The organism is Paucihalobacter ruber (genome assembly GCF_006494535.1).
Taxonomy (GTDB): domain Bacteria; phylum Bacteroidota; class Bacteroidia; order Flavobacteriales; family Flavobacteriaceae; genus Paucihalobacter; species Paucihalobacter ruber.
On the sequence record NZ_VHIQ01000001.1, the window covers coordinates 666824 to 684997 of the forward strand.

Annotated in this window: 16 protein-coding genes; 14 read left to right on the forward strand and 2 right to left on the reverse strand. The window is 37.5% G+C overall.

The window, feature by feature from the left end; genetic code table 11:
* Window position 1 precedes the first annotated feature (1 nt).
* Complete coding sequence (locus tag FJ651_RS02905) at window positions 2-931, reverse strand: isoaspartyl peptidase/L-asparaginase family protein (protein WP_140988893.1); 930 nt, start codon at window positions 929-931, stop codon at window positions 2-4.
* An 89-nt stretch (window positions 932-1020) separates the two neighbouring features.
* Here FJ651_RS02905 and polA point away from each other — a divergent pair, with 89 nt between their 5' ends.
* From polA to FJ651_RS02975, 14 genes are all read left to right on the forward strand, one after another.
* On the forward strand, window positions 1021-3870 hold the full coding sequence (gene polA, locus FJ651_RS02910; RefSeq protein ID WP_140988894.1) for a DNA polymerase I: 2850 nt from the start codon (window positions 1021-1023) through the stop codon (window positions 3868-3870).
* 21 nt (window positions 3871-3891) lie between these two features.
* Window positions 3892-4854 carry an L-threonylcarbamoyladenylate synthase gene (locus FJ651_RS02915; RefSeq protein WP_140988895.1) on the forward strand — a complete coding sequence of 321 codons (963 nt, stop codon included), beginning with the start codon at window positions 3892-3894 and terminating at the stop codon, window positions 4852-4854.
* A 153-nt stretch (window positions 4855-5007) separates the two neighbouring features.
* Window positions 5008-5463, forward strand: coding sequence for a 50S ribosomal protein L13 (gene rplM, locus FJ651_RS02920; RefSeq protein WP_140988896.1), 456 nt, complete (start codon window positions 5008-5010; stop codon window positions 5461-5463).
* Window positions 5463-5849, forward strand: a complete 387-nt coding sequence (gene rpsI, locus FJ651_RS02925) for a 30S ribosomal protein S9 (RefSeq protein WP_140988897.1) — start codon at window positions 5463-5465, stop codon at window positions 5847-5849. The genes rplM and rpsI overlap by 1 nt, the downstream gene beginning before the upstream one ends.
* A 213-nt stretch (window positions 5850-6062) precedes the next feature.
* Window positions 6063-6830: a 30S ribosomal protein S2 gene (rpsB, locus tag FJ651_RS02930; protein WP_140988898.1), complete on the forward strand. Its 768-nt coding sequence runs from the start codon at window positions 6063-6065 to the stop codon at window positions 6828-6830.
* Window positions 6831-6855: 25 nt separating this feature from the next.
* Complete coding sequence (tsf, locus tag FJ651_RS02935; protein WP_140988899.1) at window positions 6856-7677, forward strand: translation elongation factor Ts; 822 nt, start codon at window positions 6856-6858, stop codon at window positions 7675-7677.
* 78 nt (window positions 7678-7755) lie between these two features.
* Entirely contained in the window at window positions 7756-8544 is a 789-nt protein-coding gene (locus FJ651_RS02940) for a hypothetical protein (RefSeq protein WP_140988900.1), read from the forward strand.
* Between the two features lie 120 nt (window positions 8545-8664).
* Window positions 8665-9372 (forward strand): UMP kinase, encoded by a 708-nt coding sequence (gene pyrH / locus FJ651_RS02945; protein ID WP_140988901.1) that lies wholly within the window; start codon window positions 8665-8667, stop codon window positions 9370-9372.
* Between the two features lie 46 nt (window positions 9373-9418).
* A complete protein-coding gene (frr, locus tag FJ651_RS02950; protein WP_140988902.1) occupies window positions 9419-9973 on the forward strand; it encodes a ribosome recycling factor in 555 nt (184 codons plus the stop codon).
* A gap of 55 nt (window positions 9974-10028) precedes the next feature.
* On the forward strand, window positions 10029-11288 hold the full coding sequence (locus tag FJ651_RS02955) for a DUF5686 family protein (protein ID WP_140988903.1): 1260 nt from the start codon (window positions 10029-10031) through the stop codon (window positions 11286-11288).
* A gap of 74 nt (window positions 11289-11362) precedes the next feature.
* Entirely contained in the window at window positions 11363-13756 is a 2394-nt protein-coding gene (locus tag FJ651_RS02960) for an efflux RND transporter permease subunit (protein WP_140988904.1), read from the forward strand.
* Between the two features lie 40 nt (window positions 13757-13796).
* On the forward strand, window positions 13797-15230 hold the full coding sequence (gene asnS, locus FJ651_RS02965) for an asparagine--tRNA ligase (protein ID WP_140988905.1): 1434 nt from the start codon (window positions 13797-13799) through the stop codon (window positions 15228-15230).
* Between the two features lie 88 nt (window positions 15231-15318).
* Entirely contained in the window at window positions 15319-16782 is a 1464-nt protein-coding gene (rpoN, locus tag FJ651_RS02970) for an RNA polymerase factor sigma-54 (protein ID WP_140988906.1), read from the forward strand.
* Complete coding sequence (locus FJ651_RS02975; RefSeq protein WP_140988907.1) at window positions 16779-17387, forward strand: hypothetical protein; 609 nt, start codon at window positions 16779-16781, stop codon at window positions 17385-17387. Before rpoN ends, FJ651_RS02975 begins: the two co-directional genes overlap by 4 nt.
* Here the strand turns inward: FJ651_RS02975 and FJ651_RS02980 are convergent.
* Window positions 17382-18086, reverse strand: coding sequence for a porin family protein (locus FJ651_RS02980; RefSeq protein WP_140988908.1), 705 nt, complete (start codon window positions 18084-18086; stop codon window positions 17382-17384). The two genes, FJ651_RS02975 and FJ651_RS02980, sit on opposite strands and share 6 nt — an antisense overlap.
* Between the last annotated feature and the right edge of the window lie 88 nt (window positions 18087-18174).

Here is an 18174-nt window from a genome sequence, read left to right on the forward strand (position 1 = left end):
GCTATTTGTAAATCCCAATTTCCTCTATTCCCGCAGAAGACTTACAAGCCCGATACATCCCTTCAGTATTAAATGGCATAGCGATAGTACCTTTGGCATCTACTGCTATCAATCCGCCATCGCCACCAATGGAAAGTATCCGCTTCATAATAACTTCGTTTGAAGCTTCTTGAAGCGACAAACCTTTATATTCCATTAAACAAGACACATCATAAGCCACAACACCGCGAATAAAAAATTCACCACTTCCCGTACAACTCACTGCGCAGGTGTTGTTATTGGCATAGGTGCCGGCACCAATCATCGGGCTATCACCTACTCTCCCAAATTTTTTATTGGTCATACCGCCTGTTGAAGTGGCCGCTGCAACGTTTCCGTATTGGTCGCATGCCACGGCACCAACTGTACCGAATTTACCATCTTTCTTAACACTGTGATCTAATTGAAAGCCTTCACTGTCTTTAATACCTTGCCACTGCTGATAGCGCACCTCATCATAAAAATACTCCGGACTTAAAAATTCGTGTCCGTTAATTCTAGCAAACTGCATGGCACCTTCTCCCGCCAAAAATACGTGGTAACTCTTTTCCATGACGTCTCTTGCCAACTTCACAGGGTTTTTAAGGCCGGTAATTAAACTCACTGCACCGGCTTTCAACGATTGGCCATCCATGATGGCTGCATCCATTTCGTGAGTACCTTCGTTGGTAAACACACTTCCCTTTCCGGCATTGAATAATGGTGTGTCTTCTAATAGTTTTACTGCTAATTCAACAGCATCTAAAGCGCTTCCACCATTGGCCAAAGTTGAATATCCCTCATCTCTGGCTATTTTTAAGGCCAACTGGTATTGTGCTTCCAATTCGGGCGTCATTAATCCTTTTACCAAAGTTCCGGCACCGCCGTGTATGGCGATTGAGATTGTTTGCATAGGTAATTTTTAAAAGCGGAAAATTACAAATTGCTTTTCAATTAAACCCTCAACTTTTTGTAGTTTTATAGACTCAATAAATATTACGCATGTCAGACCAAAAACGCTTATTTCTTGTAGATGCCTACGCCTTGATTTTTAGAGGTTATTACGCTTTCATAAAAAACCCGAGAATTAACTCTAAAGGATTGGATACCTCAGCCATCATGGGGTTCATGAACTCACTTTTAGATGTTATTAAGCGTGAAAGACCAGACCATTTGGCCGTTTGTTTTGACAAAGGCGGCAGTGTTGATCGTGTTGAAATGTTTGAAGCCTATAAAGCCAACCGCGACGAAACTCCGGAAGCCATTAGAACAGCCATCCCTTATATCTGCGATATTTTACAAGCCATGCACATACCAATTATGGTTAAAGAAGGTTACGAGGCCGATGACGTTATTGGTACCTTATCGCGCCAAGCCGAAAAGGAAGGCTACAAAACTTTTATGGTAACGCCTGATAAAGATTTTGCTCAACTAGTCACCGAAAACATCTTTATGTACAGACCTAAATCGTTTGGAGGCGGTTATGAAACCTGGGGTATTGAAGAAGTGAAACAAAAATTTGAAGTTGACCATCCGTTACAGGTAATTGATTTCTTGGGAATGATGGGCGACAGCAGCGATAACATTCCCGGATTACCGGGTGTTGGCGAAAAAACTGCTAAGAAGTTTATCAAAGAATACGGCAGTATGGAAAACCTTCTGGCCAATACACATGAGCTTAAGGGTAAAATGAAAGAAAACATTGAAGCCAATAAAGAGTTGGGAGTACTCTCAAAACAATTGGCTACTATTATGTTAGATGTGCCTGTTACTTTTAATGCCGAAGACTTTGAACTCAATCATCCAGACACTGATAAAGTAACCGAAATATTTCAGGAGTTGGAATTTAGACAGCTTCTCACTAATTTTTTAAAAACCTTCGCTCTAGAAACTTCAAATACAGATCATACGAATAGTGGATCCGAAAATATTTCTCCTTCGGGGAAAATGTTAGAAGGACAAAAGGGAACAGCAGGCGCAGGCCAATTTTCATTGTTCGATGCCGATGGAGAATCGGCGGCCATAGCATCAACGAGCAGAAAAGATATCAAATCAGTACCGCATTTTTATCAAACTGTAGAAGCAGGCATGGCCACTTCTATTTTTATAAAAACCTTATTAAAACAAACATCGGTTTGCTTTGATACCGAAACTACTGGCCTGAATCCGTTAGAAGCGCAACTGGTTGGCATTGCCTTTTCATGGGAAATTGGGAAGGGCTATTATTTACCTTTTCCGGAGGTATTCGAAAAAGCCAAACAACTTTTAGAACAATTAAGACCTTTCTTTGAAAATGAATCTATCGAAAAAGTAGGTCAGAATCTTAAATACGATATTAAAGTACTTGCTAAATACCAAATTGAAGTTAAAGGTAAACTCTTCGATACTATGTTGGCGCATTACCTTATCAATCCTGATATGCGACATAACATGGACGTATTGGCTGAAACCTATTTGAATTACACACCTGTTTCCATTACGGAGCTAATCGGTAAGAAGGGAAAAAATCAGTCCTCAATGCGCGATGTTCCATTAGAACAACAAACTGAATACGCCGTTGAAGACGCCGACATCACACTTCAACTAAAAGAACACTTCGAAAAAGAATTAGGTGAAGCCAATACACAAAAACTGTTTGATGAGATTGAAATACCATTATTGCGCGTATTGGCGGCCATGGAGTTAGAAGGCATCAATTTAGACGTTAACTTTTTAAACTCCCTGTCTGAGCAACTCAACACAGATATTGCTTCACTTGAAAAAAGTATTTACGAAGCAGCCGGTGAAACTTTCAATATTGCCTCGCCCAAACAGTTAGGCGATATTTTATTTGATAAATTAAAGTTAGTTGATAAGCCCAAAAAAACCAAAACCGGTCAGTACGCTACGGGAGAAGAAATTCTGTCGTACCTAGCAAAAGACCACCCCATTGTTCAACACATTTTAGACTATCGTGGGCTTTCAAAACTTAAAAGTACTTATGTGGATGCCTTGCCTAATCAGGTAGAACCTTCAACAGGTCGTGTTCATACAGATTATATGCAAACGGTGGCAGCAACAGGCAGGTTAAGCAGTAACAATCCTAACTTACAAAACATCCCGATTAGAACCGAACGCGGTCGCCAAGTTAGAAAGGCATTTGTGCCGAGAAATGAAGATTACGTATTACTTGCGGCAGATTATTCGCAAATTGAATTGCGCATTATTGCGGCGTTAAGTGCAGAAGACAACATGATTGAAGCCTTTAAAAACGGTGAAGATATTCACGCCTCAACCGCTTCAAAAGTATTCAACGTTCCTATTGAGGAAGTCACCAGAGAACAACGCAGCAACGCCAAAACAGTTAATTTTGGAATTATCTATGGCGTTTCGGCCTTTGGCCTCAGCAACCAAACCGATTTAAGCCGCAGCGAAGCCAAAGATTTAATAGATACTTACTACGAAACCTATCCCAAGTTAAAAGCATATATCAGCAAACAAATCGATTTTGCCCGCGACAATGGTTATGTTCAAACTGTTTTAGGAAGAAGACGCTATTTAAACGATATCAATTCAAGAAACCAGGTAGTTAGAGGTGCGGCCGAGCGCAATGCTGTTAACGCTCCTATTCAAGGCAGTGCGGCAGATATTATTAAAATTGCCATGATTAATATCTTTGAAAAACTGAATAAAGACAACTATCAAAGTAAAATGCTTTTGCAAGTGCATGACGAATTGGTTTTTGATGCCTACAAACCAGAGTTAGATAAACTAAAAACTATGGTTAAAACCGAAATGGAAAATGCTTTTAAGTTGAGCGTTCCGTTGTTGGTTGACTTGGGTGAAGGTAATAATTGGTTGGAAGCGCATTAATTTTAATCTTTTGAAAAATAAATGAGCATTATCTCAACAAACATCAATAAAGCCGTTTCACTTTTATTAGCCGAAGAAATAGTAGCCATACCAACCGAAACGGTATACGGGTTGGCCGGTAATATATTTTCAGAAAAGGCCATTAAGGCTATTTTTGAAACCAAACAGCGCCCGTTTTTTAATCCGTTAATTGTACATATTTCAAGCGTTAATCAACTTCCTGAAATTGTAAGCTACATTCCTGAAAAAGCAAAATTATTGGCAGAAACGTTTTGGCCCGGACCTCTAACCATGGTGCTTCCTAAAAAAGAAACCATCCCCGATTTAATTACTGCCGGAAAGAATACCGTAGCTGTGCGCATACCAAATCATCCTGTTACATTAGAACTTTTAAGCAAATTGCCATTTCCGTTGGCGGCACCAAGCGCCAATCCGTTTACCACAATAAGTCCAACCACAGCGCAGCATGTAGAAACCTATTTTAAAAATAACATCAAAATGATTTTAGATGGCGGCCCTTGCAAACAAGGTATAGAATCGACCATTGTTGGCTTTGAAGGCGACAAAGCCGTTGTTTACAGACTTGGCTCTACCTCGGTTGAAGCTATTGAAAAAGTGATTGGTAAGGTTAGTATCAAAAACAAGAAAGAAATTGCGCCCGATGCGCCGGGAATGTTAGAAAGACACTACGCTCCGCAAACCAAAACCATTCTTACCGATAACATTATTGAAGCTGTTAAAAATAATAGAGGTAAACGCATTGGTTTAATATCATTCTCAAAGCACTTTGAAATCCGTGAAATCACCTTTCAAATAGCATTATCGCCTTCGGGAAATTTAGAAGAAGCTGCGTCAAATTTATACAAAATCATGCACGAGTTAGACCAAATGAATTTAGACCTCATCATTGCAGAGCAATTTCCTGATTATGGCATGGGAAAATCTATAAACGACCGACTCACGCGCGCTGCCAAAAACAACTGATTTTCAATATTTTTTAATCATTTCAATACTTGCTACAAAAAAATAAACAGCAAGCTTTGCGTATCAAATTAATAATCGTAAATTTGCAAACTCTTTTTTGGAGAGAAATGTTTAATCATCCCGTACGGGTTACGGGTAATAAAATCAATAAGTGTGGATACATTAAGCTACAAAACAGTATCAGCTAACAAAGCTACCGTTAACAAGGAGTGGGTTTTGGTAGATGCTGATGGACAAAACTTAGGGCGTTTGGCTTCTAAAGTTGCAAAACTTTTAAGAGGCAAACACAAGCCTAACTTCACACCACATGTTGATTGCGGAGACAATGTAATTGTTGTTAATGCTGAAAAAATCAACCTTACAGGTAACAAGTGGAACGACAAAACTTACATTCGTTACACGGGCTATCCGGGTGGTCAAAGAAGTTTATCTGCTAACGAAATGTTTGATAAAGATCCAACACGTTTAGTAGAAAAATCTGTAAAAGGAATGCTGCCCAAAAACAAATTAGGCGCAGACTTATTCCGCAACTTAACTGTTGTTGCAGGTACCGAGCACAAACATGATGCTCAAAAACCAAAAACAATTAATTTAAACGAATTCAATTAATGGAAGTAATTCACAAAATTGGCCGTAGAAAGACGGCTGTTGCTCGTGTTTATGTTGCCTCAGGAAAAGGTAACATTACAATTAACAAAAAAGACATGGCGGCTTATTTTCCTACTGCGCCTTTGCAGTACAAAGTAAACCAACCTTTAACCATGACTAACAATGAAGGCAACTTTGATATTACTGTAAACGTATATGGAGGTGGCGCAACCGGCCAGGCTGAAGCTATACGTTTGGCTTTATCTCGTGCTATGTGTGAGGTAGATGCTGAAAACAGAAGTATATTAAAGCCTGAAGGTTTATTAACCAGAGATCCAAGAATGGTAGAACGTAAAAAATTCGGTCAGAAAAAAGCCCGTAAAAAATACCAGTTCTCTAAGCGTTAATCTCAAAACTTTTATCAACATCCTGCACAAACAGGATGTTGATTTGTTTAACCGCTGTAAACAGCAAACAATTTATTATTTAACCAGTACTTGTTGTCTATCACGCAAAATCGTGAAGATTTAGTTTAGCATCTAAATAATTAAGGCATACCTTAAAAAATAAGTGACCACTTAATTATTGCTAATTCAACAGAACGTAAACTATTATCAAAAATGGAAAAAACAGAAGTAAAAGATTTACTTGAAGCAGGTGTACATTTTGGTCACCTTACCAGAAAATGGAACCCTAACATGGCGCCTTACATCTACATGGAGCGCAACGGTATCCACATTATCAACCTTTACAAAACAGCTGCCAAATTAGACGAAGCTGCCGAAGCCATGAAAAAAATCGCGGCCTCAGGTAGAAAAATTTTATTTGTTGCTACTAAAAAACAAGCTAAAGATGTAGTTGCTGAAAAAGCAGGTGCAGCCAAAATGCCATACATTACAGAAAGATGGCCGGGTGGTATGCTTACCAACTTTGTAACCATCAGAAAAGCTGTAAAGAAAATGTCTTCTATAGACAGAATGAAAAAAGATGGTTCTTACAACACACTTTCTAAAAAAGAGCGTTTACAAGTAGACCGTTTAAGAGCTAAGCTTGAGAAAAACTTAGGGTCTATTGCAGATATGACGCGTTTACCCGGTGCTTTATTTGTGGTTGACATCGTGCGCGAGCACATTGCCATTGCCGAAGCGCAAAAACTTAACATTCCAATCTTTGCAATGGTTGACACCAACTCAGATCCAAGAGAAGTAGACTATGTAATTCCTTCTAACGACGACGCATCAAAATCAATCGAAAAAATATTAAGTGTTGTTACAGGTGCTGTAACCGAAGGGTTAACCGAAAGAAAATCTGAGAAAACCGAGGGTGATGAACCAAAAGTAAAAACAACATCTAAAAAGAAAGTTGTAGCAGATCAAGAAGAAGAATAAACAAAACCATAAACTCTAAAAAGTTATGACAAAAATAACAGCAGCCGAAGTTAATAAATTAAGACAAACAACCGGCGCAGGTATGATGGACTGTAAAAAAGCCTTAGTTGAAGCTGAAGGCGATTTTGAAAAAGCCATAGAATTATTACGTAAAAAAGGACAAAAAGTTGCCGCTAATCGTGCAGACCGCGAGTCTACCGAAGGTGCTGCCATCGCAAAAGTAAACGACTCAAAAACCGTTGGTGCCTCTATAGTACTAGGTTGCGAAACAGACTTTGTTGGTAAAAACGAAAGCTTTGTTAACTTGGCCAATCAGTTAGCTGAGATGGCTTTAAATTGTTCTACAAAAGAAGAATTATTGGCTTCTCAGATTGGTAACATTACCGTAGCCGAAAAATTGATTGAACAAACCGGTGTTATAGGCGAAAAAATTGACCTTACTGCTTTTGAAAAAATAGAAGCGCCTTTTGTAGGTTCATATATTCACGCAGGCAATAAAATTGCTACTATGGTAGGTTTATCTGCCAATGTAGAAGGTGCCGAAACTGTTGCTAAAGATGTGGCTATGCAAGCAGCTGCCATGAATCCTATTGCCTTAGATGAAGCATCAGTTGATGCTGCCGTTATCGAAAAGGAAATAGAAATTGCCAAAGATTTATTACGCCAAGAAGGCAAACCAGAAGCCATGCTTGACAACATTGCAAAAGGTAAATTAAACCGTTTCTTCAAAGACAATACCCTAGTAAATCAAGATTTTATTAAAGACAGTAAAATCAACGTTGCTACTTATGTAAAATCATTAGGTGATGTTAAAGTAACCGGATTTACTCGTGTAGCTTTAGGTTAAGAAGTTAATTTCAAATAAATTAAAAAGCCATCGCATTTGTGATGGCTTTTTTTTATTTTTAAATCAAATTTTTCAAAAATGACAAGAGAAGAATTTGACGAGTTTTTTAAAAATAATGAAGGTAACTTCATTATTGGCATTCACAACTATTGCGACAGATGGTGTGAAAGATGCAAATTCACCGCTAAGTGCAGTGTTTTTCAAATAGACGAAGAACGCGCCAGAAAAAGAGCAGAAAAAGGAATCCCTGATAATGACTTTGCAGAAATTGTTTCTGAAAATTTCCAAATAGTGATGGACATGATGGAGGACATCATGGAAGATACAGAGTTTGAAGAGGAAGCCATAGATTTAGAAGCTATTCAAACCGAAGAAGAGGTATTAGAAAACTACGCCAAAAACCATCCCATTTCTAAAAACAGCGAAATTTATTTAAAAAAAGTACGCCTTTGGTTTGACCAAAACGAAAGATTGTTGAAAAGATACAAGGAAACCTTTGAAAACACCTATAACCTAGGTATTAATGACACCCAAATCATTCGCGATTACGAAAACACCTACGAAGCCGTTGAGGTTATCAACTGGTTCCATGCCCAAATCCATGTAAAACTTATACGCGCCCTTCGCCATGGAGATGTAGATTTAAGTTATGAAGATCCAATTCAAAACGACGCCAACGGCTCAGCAAAAGTTGCCTTAATAGGTATTGAAAAATCAATGGACGCGTGGGGAATCTTACACAAACATTTCCCTGAAATAGAAGATCATATAATAGATATCTTGGTGCTGCTGGAAACAATTAGAAAAGACATTCTCAAAGAATTTCCTAATGTCAATCAGTTTTTACGTCCGGGATTTGACGTCTAAATATTCCGTATATATTAAATCACATATGTCACGACATTCAAAAAAAACACAATCCATTTTTTTCTGTTTTAAACCTTACAATAATTGTGTAGTTTTGCTAAACTTTCAAAAAAGCATATTGTGAAGTATAAAAGAATTCTATTAAAACTATCTGGAGAAGCACTTATGGGCAATCGCCAATACGGAATTGACCCACAGCGCTTGGCCGAATACGCCAACGAAATCAAACGAATAGTAGACAAAGGTGTTCAGGTAGCCATTGTAATTGGTGGTGGTAACATTTTTAGAGGTGTTGCCGGAGCCAGCAAAGGAATGGATAGAGTTCAAGGCGATCATATGGGTATGCTAGCTACCGTTATTAACGGTTTGGCACTACAAGGTGCTTGCGAAGACGCCGGCATACAAACCAGATTACAGTCGGCCATACAAATCAATGAAGTTGCAGAACCATTTATTCGCAGACGCGCCATAAGACACCTGGAAAAAGGCCGCGTAGTTATTTTTGGTGGTGGCACGGGCAATCCATACTTTACAACAGATTCGGCTGCGGTTTTGCGCGCTATCGAAATAAATGCCGATGTAATTTTAAAAGGCACCAGAGTTGACGGTATTTATACTTCAGATCCTGAAAAAGACGTAAATGCCACCAAATTCGACTTTATTACTTTTGAAGATGTGTTGAAAAAGGGATTGAAAGTAATGGATACCACAGCATTTACCCTAAGCCAGGAAAATGAATTACCCATCATTGTTTTTGACATGAATAAAAAAGATAATTTATATAAGGTAGTTGCAGGCGAAAATATAGGGACCAGAGTAAATCTTTAAATTTAATTTGGCTTACTAATTGATAAGACTCATAAAATTTTAAACCATGGATGAAGATATTGAATTTATTTTAGACAGCACCAAAGAATCTATGGAGGCTGCTATTAAGCATCTCGAAAAAGCTTTCGTTAACATTAGAGCAGGTAAAGCCAGTCCGGCAATGCTGGGCAGTGTTATGGTAGAATATTACGGCTCATTAACACCACTTAATCAGGTGGCCAACGTCAACACACCAGACGGTCGTACAATTACGGTTCAACCCTGGGAAAAATCAATGCTTCACGAAATTGAGCGCAGCATTATGATGGCCAACCTTGGCTTTAACCCAATGAACAATGGCGAATCTATAATTATTAACGTACCACCATTAACCGAAGAACGCAGACGAGAATTGGCAAAACAAGCAAAAGCCGAATCTGAAGAAGCTAAAATTGGTGTTCGGGCCGCCAGAAAAGACGCTAACACTGACATTAAAAAATTAGACGTTTCTGAAGATTTAAAAGCCAATGCCGAGGTAGACGTACAAGAATTAACCGATAAATACGTTAAACTAATTGACGATATTCTCGCCGTGAAAGAGAAAGAAATCATGACCGTTTAAAAACTTAAGCGACCCCAGCGTCGCTTTTTTAATACTCTTAATTCAATTATAGCTAATGCGCTTAGGCTTTATCCTTGTTGTTTGTTGCATCTGTTTTGGCTCAAGTGTTAATGCTCAAATTGAAGAAAAAGAAAAAGATTCAATATCTAAAGCCGAGTTTTTTAAAAAGTTAGGAAATGGTTTTTTTTCAACCAAATATTTTGATTTCGATTTAAAATATCTGGTTAAATTTAATCAATACGAAGGTTTAAGAAATGGTATAGGCGGCAGAACCAACCGCAATTTTTCTGAAGTTTTTAGACTCAACGGCTATTTTGCCTACGGTTTTAGAGATAAAACTTCAAAATACGGAATTGGCGGTGGTTTTAGATTAAGCGAAGCCAAAAACACCTGGATTAATGTAGATTATATTAACGATTTACAAGAAACCGGTAGTTCGGCATTTTTAACCGATAGCCGATTTTTCTCATTTTTTGAACCGCGGTTGGTTAATATTAGTTTGTTTCATAAGCATATAACTAAATCTGTTTCGATAGAACATCAACTGCTACAAACCCTATTAACAGAAACTGAAGTCTCTACAAGCCGTATTTCTCCTACCTACAACTATACCTTCGTTACAGATAACGGCAACTTCAATCGATTTGATATTGCAACCGCCACCATTGGCGCTCAATGGAGTCCGTTTAGCAAATTCGAAAATGTCGATAATAAAATTATTGAGGTTGAAAACGCTTTCCCTAAATTCACATTTCAATTTACAAAAGGTCTACAAGATGTATTTAACAGCGATTTCAACTTTGGCAAAATTGATTTTAAAACCAACTACGAATACGCACACAAAAATGAATCTTTAACCAGTTTTTTAATGGTGGCCGGTTTGGCTTTGGGCGACGTGCCACTCACCCATTTATATCATGCCTATCCCAATCAAATCAACAAAGCTACCATTATGCAACGATTTACCGTAGCAGGCCTTAACAGCTTTGAGACTATGTATTTTAATGAGTTCTTTAGTGACCGATTTGTAACCTTGCAAACCAAACATTTTTTAAAACGCTTTCAAATTGGTCAAAGGTTTAAACCACAGTTGGTACTAATTTCTCGCCATGCTATTGGCAACATGAATAATATTGAAAGGCATCAAGGCCTTGAATTCAATACCTTAAACCAGATATTTAACGAATCGGGTTTTGAAATTAATAAACTAATCTTCGGCTTTGGATTGAGTTTTGCCTACAGATACGGCGCCTATCACCTACCTGAATTTGAAGATAACTTCTCATTTAAATTCACTTTTAATCTTTCTATCTAAAAGCTTTAAAATAACATTATTTTAATCAGATTACATCAGGGATTTTCCTAACTTTGCCCCGCTAAAAATCGCGGATGCTTAAACTTTTTACCACAGGATTTTGGGAGGCCGTTGCCAGGATTATTTTACGAAATAAGATTGTTATATTAACACTTATTTTACTGGCAACCCTATTTTTTAGCAGCCAGTGGAAAAACATGCGCTTTTCCAATACCGAAGCCAATCTTTTGCCAGATGAGCATCCTGTTAACCTTATTTACAATAATTTTCTTGAAATCTTTGGAGAAGAAGGTAACCTCATTATATTAGGCGTTCAAGATAGCACCTTATTTACGGTAGAAAAACTCAACGCTTGGAATCGTTTGGCAGATGACTTTAAGGCTTACCCCGAGGTTGATCTGGTAGTATCGGTTAAAGATTTACAGTTGCTTACCAAAAATACAAGCCTTGAAAAATTTAGTTTACAACCTTTTATAAAAGACAGTATTCAATCTCAAGACCAAGCCGATGCTTTACAACAAAGCTTGTTTAACGACTTTCCGTTTTACGATAAGTTTTTGTTTAACGCCAAAAGCCAAACCCTTAGAACAGCTATTTATCTTAAAAAAGATATTGTAAATACCTCAAAGCGTAAAGATTTTATTTTAAATACTTTACAAACCAAAATTGACAATTTTAAAGCCAAAACCCAACTAGATGTAAAGGTTTCGGGCATGCCTTACATTCGCACGTTGAACTCTCAATTAATTATTGAAGAAATAGGCGCTTTTATAGGAGCAGCATTGCTTGTAACCTCCTTGATTTTCTTTATGTTCTTCCGTTCGGTAAGAGCTACGTTTATATCGCTCGTCGTGGTTTGTATTGGTGTGATGTGGACTTTTGGTATTTTGGGATTGCTCAATTATGAAATCACTGTTTTAACAGCGCTTATTCCGCCATTAATTATTGTTATTGGTATACCAAACTGTATCTTTCTCATCAACAAGTATCAACGCGAAGTTAATTTACACGGCAATAAGGTGAAATCGCTGCAACGGGTGATTACCAAAGTAGGCAACGCAACCCTGATGACCAATGTTACCACTGCTTCGGGATTTGCAACCTTCATGCTTACACAAAGTAAATTACTTAAAGAATTTGGTTTGGTGGCATCGTTGAGTATCTTATCTATTTTTATCTTGTGTTTGCTCATTATTCCTATTATTTACACCTTTTTGCCCTTTCCTAAAGACCGGCATTTAGAGCATTTAAATAAACGATGGATTGGCGGTTTTGTAGACTGGATGGAACGCATGGTTAAAGAACATCGCGTTACCATTTACGCCATATCGGTAGTGCTTTTAGCAGGAAGTATTATTGGTATTTATCAAATTAAAATTTCGGGTAGTATTATTGAAGACATGCCGCAAGACACCCAATTTTTTGAAGATATTAGGTTTTTTGAAAAGGAGTTTGACGGCATTATGCCACTTGAGATTATGGTAGATACCAAGCGCAAAAAAGGTGTGATGAAGTTGAGCACACTAAAGCGAATTGACCAGTTAGAACAAGTGATCAACGACATTCCCGAGCTGTCAAGACCGCTATCGGTAGTAAGTTTGGTTAAATATTCAAAACAAGCCTACTACAATGGTAACCCAAAATACTATCAGCTTCCAACGTCGCAAGAAAATAATTTTATTTTGTCGTATGCTCGTAATTCAACTTCAGAAGTAGATTTACTTAAGAGCTTTGTAGACTCTACCGGCCAATACGCGCGTATTACCACCTTTATGAAAGATACGCCAACAGACCGTATGGAACGTATTGAAGAAGAATTAAAAAGTGAGATAGCTAAAATTTTTCCCGCCGAGCAATACAGTATCACCATTACCGGTAAAGCGCATGTATTTCAAAAAGGTACCAAATATTTGGTTACAAACCTTGTGATTTCTTTATCCTTAGCCATTTTTCTAATTGCCTTGTTTATGGCTTACATGTTTAGGTCTCTTAGAATGATTGTTATTTCGCTTATTCCAAACTTACTGCCGTTAATTATTACTGCCGGACTCATGGGCTTTATTGGCGTACCAATAAAACCATCAACCATATTGGTGTTTAGCATTGCTTTTGGTATTTCGGTAGATGACACCATTCACTTTTTAGCTAAGTACCGTCAGGAATTAATGGTGAATCACTGGAAAATCCGCAAATCGGTTTATGCTGCCTTGCGTGAAACAGGTGTGAGTATGTTTTACACGTCCATTGTTCTGTTTTTTGGTTTTTCGGTATTTACAATTTCAAGTTTTGGAGGTACCGTTGCCTTAGGTGGATTGGTATCGGCCACACTATTGTTTGCCATGCTATCCAATTTACTGTTGTTACCATCGCTGTTACTTTCACTTGAAAGAAGTATAGCCAACAAGGAAGTATTAAAAGAACCGGCCATCAATATCATTCCCGATGAGGAAAACGAAGAACGCTATTAAATCATATCAAATAAAACTATCTTTGCAAAAATTTTAAACCATGATAAAGAGCACAGTTGCTGCATTATTAGCTGAAAACGCCAAATTACAAGATGTAGAAGTTAAAGGTTGGGTAAGAACCTTTAGAGCGAATAGGTTTTTAGCCTTGAATGATGGATCTACGCTTAACAACATTCAGTGTGTGATAGATTTTGAGCAGTTTGACGAAGCTTTACTAAAGCGCATTACCACAGGTGCTGCGGTTCATATAAAAGGTGCGTTGGTTGAAAGTCAGGGTAAAGGTCAGCGCGTAGAAATTCAAGTGTCTTTCTTAAATATCTTAGGAGATTCAGACCCTGAAACTTATCCCATTCAACCCAAAAAACACTCGTTTGAATTTCTTCGTGAAAATGCACATTTAAGAACCCGTACCAATACTTTTAGTGCTGTTATGCGTTTACGCTCAACGCTATCTTTTGCCATTCACAAATATTTCAACGAGAATGGCTTTTACCATATGCATACACCAATCATAACCGGCAGCGACGCTGAAGGTGCCGGCGAAATGTTTAGAGTGAGCGTTCTGGACGCTAAAAATCCGCCATTAAATGATGAAGGTAAGGTTGATTTTAAAGAAGATTTCTTCGGAAAAGAAACCAATCTTACCGTTTCCGGTCAGTTAGAAGCCGAAACTTACGCCATGTCTCTTGGTAAAGTTTACACCTTTGGCCCTACATTCAGAGCCGAAAATTCTAATACGTCGCGCCACTTAGCCGAATTTTGGATGATTGAGCCCGAAGTGGCCTTTATGGACCTTGCAGGCAATATGGATTTGGCCGAAGACTTTATGAAATACGTACTCAAATACATACTAGAGCATAATGCCGAAGATTTACAGTTCTTAGAGCAACGCTTATTAGAGGAAGAAAAAACAAAACCACAAGAAGAGCGCAGCGAACTATCGCTTATTGAAAAACTTAAATTTGTAATTGATAATAACTTTAAACGCGTCACCTATACCGAAGCTATTGATATTTTACGCGATTCTAAACCTAACAAGAAAAAGCAGTTTAAATACGTAATTAACGATTGGGGTGCCGATTTACAAAGCGAACACGAGCGTTTTTTAGTTGAAAAACACTTTAAATGTCCCGTAATACTATTTGATTATCCGGCTAATATCAAAGCGTTCTATATGCGTTTGAACGAAGATGGAAAAACCGTTAGGGCCATGGACATCTTATTCCCGGGAATTGGCGAAATTGTGGGTGGCTCACAGCGTGAAGAACGTTTAGAAGTTTTAAAAGAAAAAATGGCCGCTTTAAATATCCCTGAAGAAGAACTATGGTGGTACTTAGATTTGAGAAAATACGGCACGGCCGTGCACTCGGGTTTTGGTTTAGGATTTGAACGTTTGGTAATGTTTGTAACCGGTATGACCAATATACGCGATGTAATTCCGTATCCGCGTACGCCCCAGAATGCAGAATTTTAAATTAAGTAAAAATGATTTTGAAAAAACAATCTGATTGACATACAATTTAGATTGTTTTTTTTATTTTTAGAAAACCCAATACAAAATAATGCTTAAACAGTATTTACAACTTAAATTATCGCAAAAGCTTTCGCCTCAGCAAATTCAATTAATGAAATTGATACAGCTGCCCACACAGGCATTTGAGCAGCGTATTAAACAAGAGTTGGAAGAAAATCCTGCTCTTGAAAGCGGTAAAGAAGTTGATGAATACGAAGATAATTACGATGAGTTTGATAACTCAAACGACGATTACGACGATAACGAATCGATCGGGGCTGATGACATTAATGTAGATGATTACCTTAGCGATGACGAAATCCCTGATTATCGCACTCAGGCTAACAATTACAGCTCAGACGACGAAGATAAAAACATGCCTTATGCCGCGGGAACTTCGTTTACACAGTATTTACTTTCGCAATTAAATACTTTTGTTTTGGACGATGACGAGCAGGATATAGCCGAATTTTTGGTAGGAAGCATTGACGACAGCGGCTACATAAGACGTGAACTTTCTGAAATAACAGACGATTTAGCCTTCACACAAAATATTTTTACAACAGAAGAAGAAGTTGAAAAAGTACTTAAAATTGTTCACGACCTGGAACCTGCCGGTGTTGGCGCCAGGAATCTTCAAGAGTGTTTAAGTATTCAACTTCATAGAAAAGATAAAACCAAAGCTACCAATTTGGCCATTGCTATTATAGACGAAGCCTTTGATCAATTCAGCAAAAAGCACTACAAAAAACTCATACAAAAATTCAACATAACCGAAGACGAGTTAAAAGATGCTATTGAAGAAATTGAACGTCTCAACCCCAAACCCGGCGGATCTTATGCAGGCAATAATAAAATAGTAGAACACATTGTACCCGATTTTACCATTAGAATTGTAGACGGCGAATTAGAATTAACCCTCAACGGACGCAATGCACCTGAACTGCATGTGTCTAAAGAGTACAGCGATATGCTAAAAACCTACAAAGAATCTATTAGCAAGTCAAAGTCGCAAAAAGATGCCGTGATGTTTATCAAGCAAAAATTAGATTCGGCTAAATGGTTTATTGAAGCCATTCAACAACGCCAGCAGACCTTGTTTGTAACCATGAGTGCCATTATGCATTACCAAAAAGACTATTTTTTAACCGGAGACGAACGGCAGCTAAAACCAATGATTTTGAAAGACATTGCCGATGAAATTGAAATGGACGTTTCAACGGTTTCGCGGGTTGCCAATAGCAAATATGTAGACACACCCTACGGAACAAAATTGATAAAAGACTTCTTCTCTGAATCGATGAAAAACGAGCAAGGCGAAGACGTATCAACCAAAGAAATTAAGAAAATTCTGGAAACCGTCATATTAGAAGAAGAAAAGCGCAAACCTCTAACCGACGATAAACTGGCGAAAATTTTGTTAGAAAAGGGCTACCCAATTGCTAGAAGAACTGTTGCCAAATACAGGGAACAGTTGGATTTTCCGGTGGCGCGGCTTAGAAAAAAAATATGACCGACTTTCTTCTACGCAGCATATCGTTTATTTTTCATCCTTTAATAATGCCCTTGTTGGGTGTGATGTTTTATTTCTCTAAAACACCACGTTTTATACCGCAACCAATAATTTACGGCAAACTGTTTTCGACGCTTATTTTAACCGTTATCTTACCGTTACTGTTATTCTACCTGCTTAAAACCTTAGGAAAGGTTGACTCCATATATTTAAAAACAACCAAAGAGCGCATTATACCATTAATCTTAAATTGTTTAATTGTGTTGGTTGTATTGTTCAGAGTTTTTCCAAGCTATGAAATTTTGGAGATTTATTATTTTTTTGTTGGTGTATTATGTTCAACATTGGCCTGCTTAATATTAGCATTTTTAAAAATTAAAGCTAGCATACATACAATGGCTGCATCGGGATTTTTTATGTTTGCCATAGCTATAGGTGTTCACTTTAAAATAAATATTAACGGAACTATAATGCTTACTACAATAATAGTAGGCGCCATTGCAACCTCACGATTACACTTAAAAGCACATAACGGATCAGAACTGTTAATTGGATCGTTTTTAGGCTTTATGCCTCAGTTGGTTCTTCTTAATTATTGGCTATAAAATATAGGTAATAAGTCCTATTTTAATACTGTATAATTCTATTGGTTCAACGCCTAAAAAGGCATCGCTAAATATGTTATTCAATCCGTAATACACATGGAAGTTGAAAGTTGAATAACCCAGGCTAAAGGTTAATCCATATTGAAAATTATTAAAGTTATCAATATTGGTGTTTTTAATTGTCCCCAGATTTCCTTTGTATTTGCTACTGTTTAAAAATACATAACCAATCTTAAATCCGGTATGAATTCTCCAAAATTTATAAGATTCTGCTGTTGATGTGCGCCATCTCAACTCAAATGGCATCTCTACTAAGTAAGTAGTGAACTTATTATTATTAAAGGTAATTTCAGAACCATCAATAAATTGAAAGTTATTATCTCCAGAACTGCTTGTTATTAAAATATTTGAATTATATGAATTTGATGACAAGCCTAAGCCTAAACCAAATGCCAAATTACGTCTTTTATTAACGGGCATATCTCTTATAAATCCAATATGAAAGCCTGCAGGAAAGCCTCTTTGTTGTACGTTAGCAGGTTGATTTGCCAAATAATTATAGGTGAAGGCAAAATAGAATTGATCTTCCCGATAAAGTTCGTCAGGCTCATAAAAATCATCATCTAATTGCGCAACAATACTTTGAAAACTAAGTAAAGAAAATAATATGATGTAAGTTGTGTTAAGAATATTTTTCATGAATTGGGTGTAACAAACAGATGACTTAAATAGAGGTCAATCAAACTGAAAACAAGATACAAAAAAAGCGTCATGACAATTTCATAAC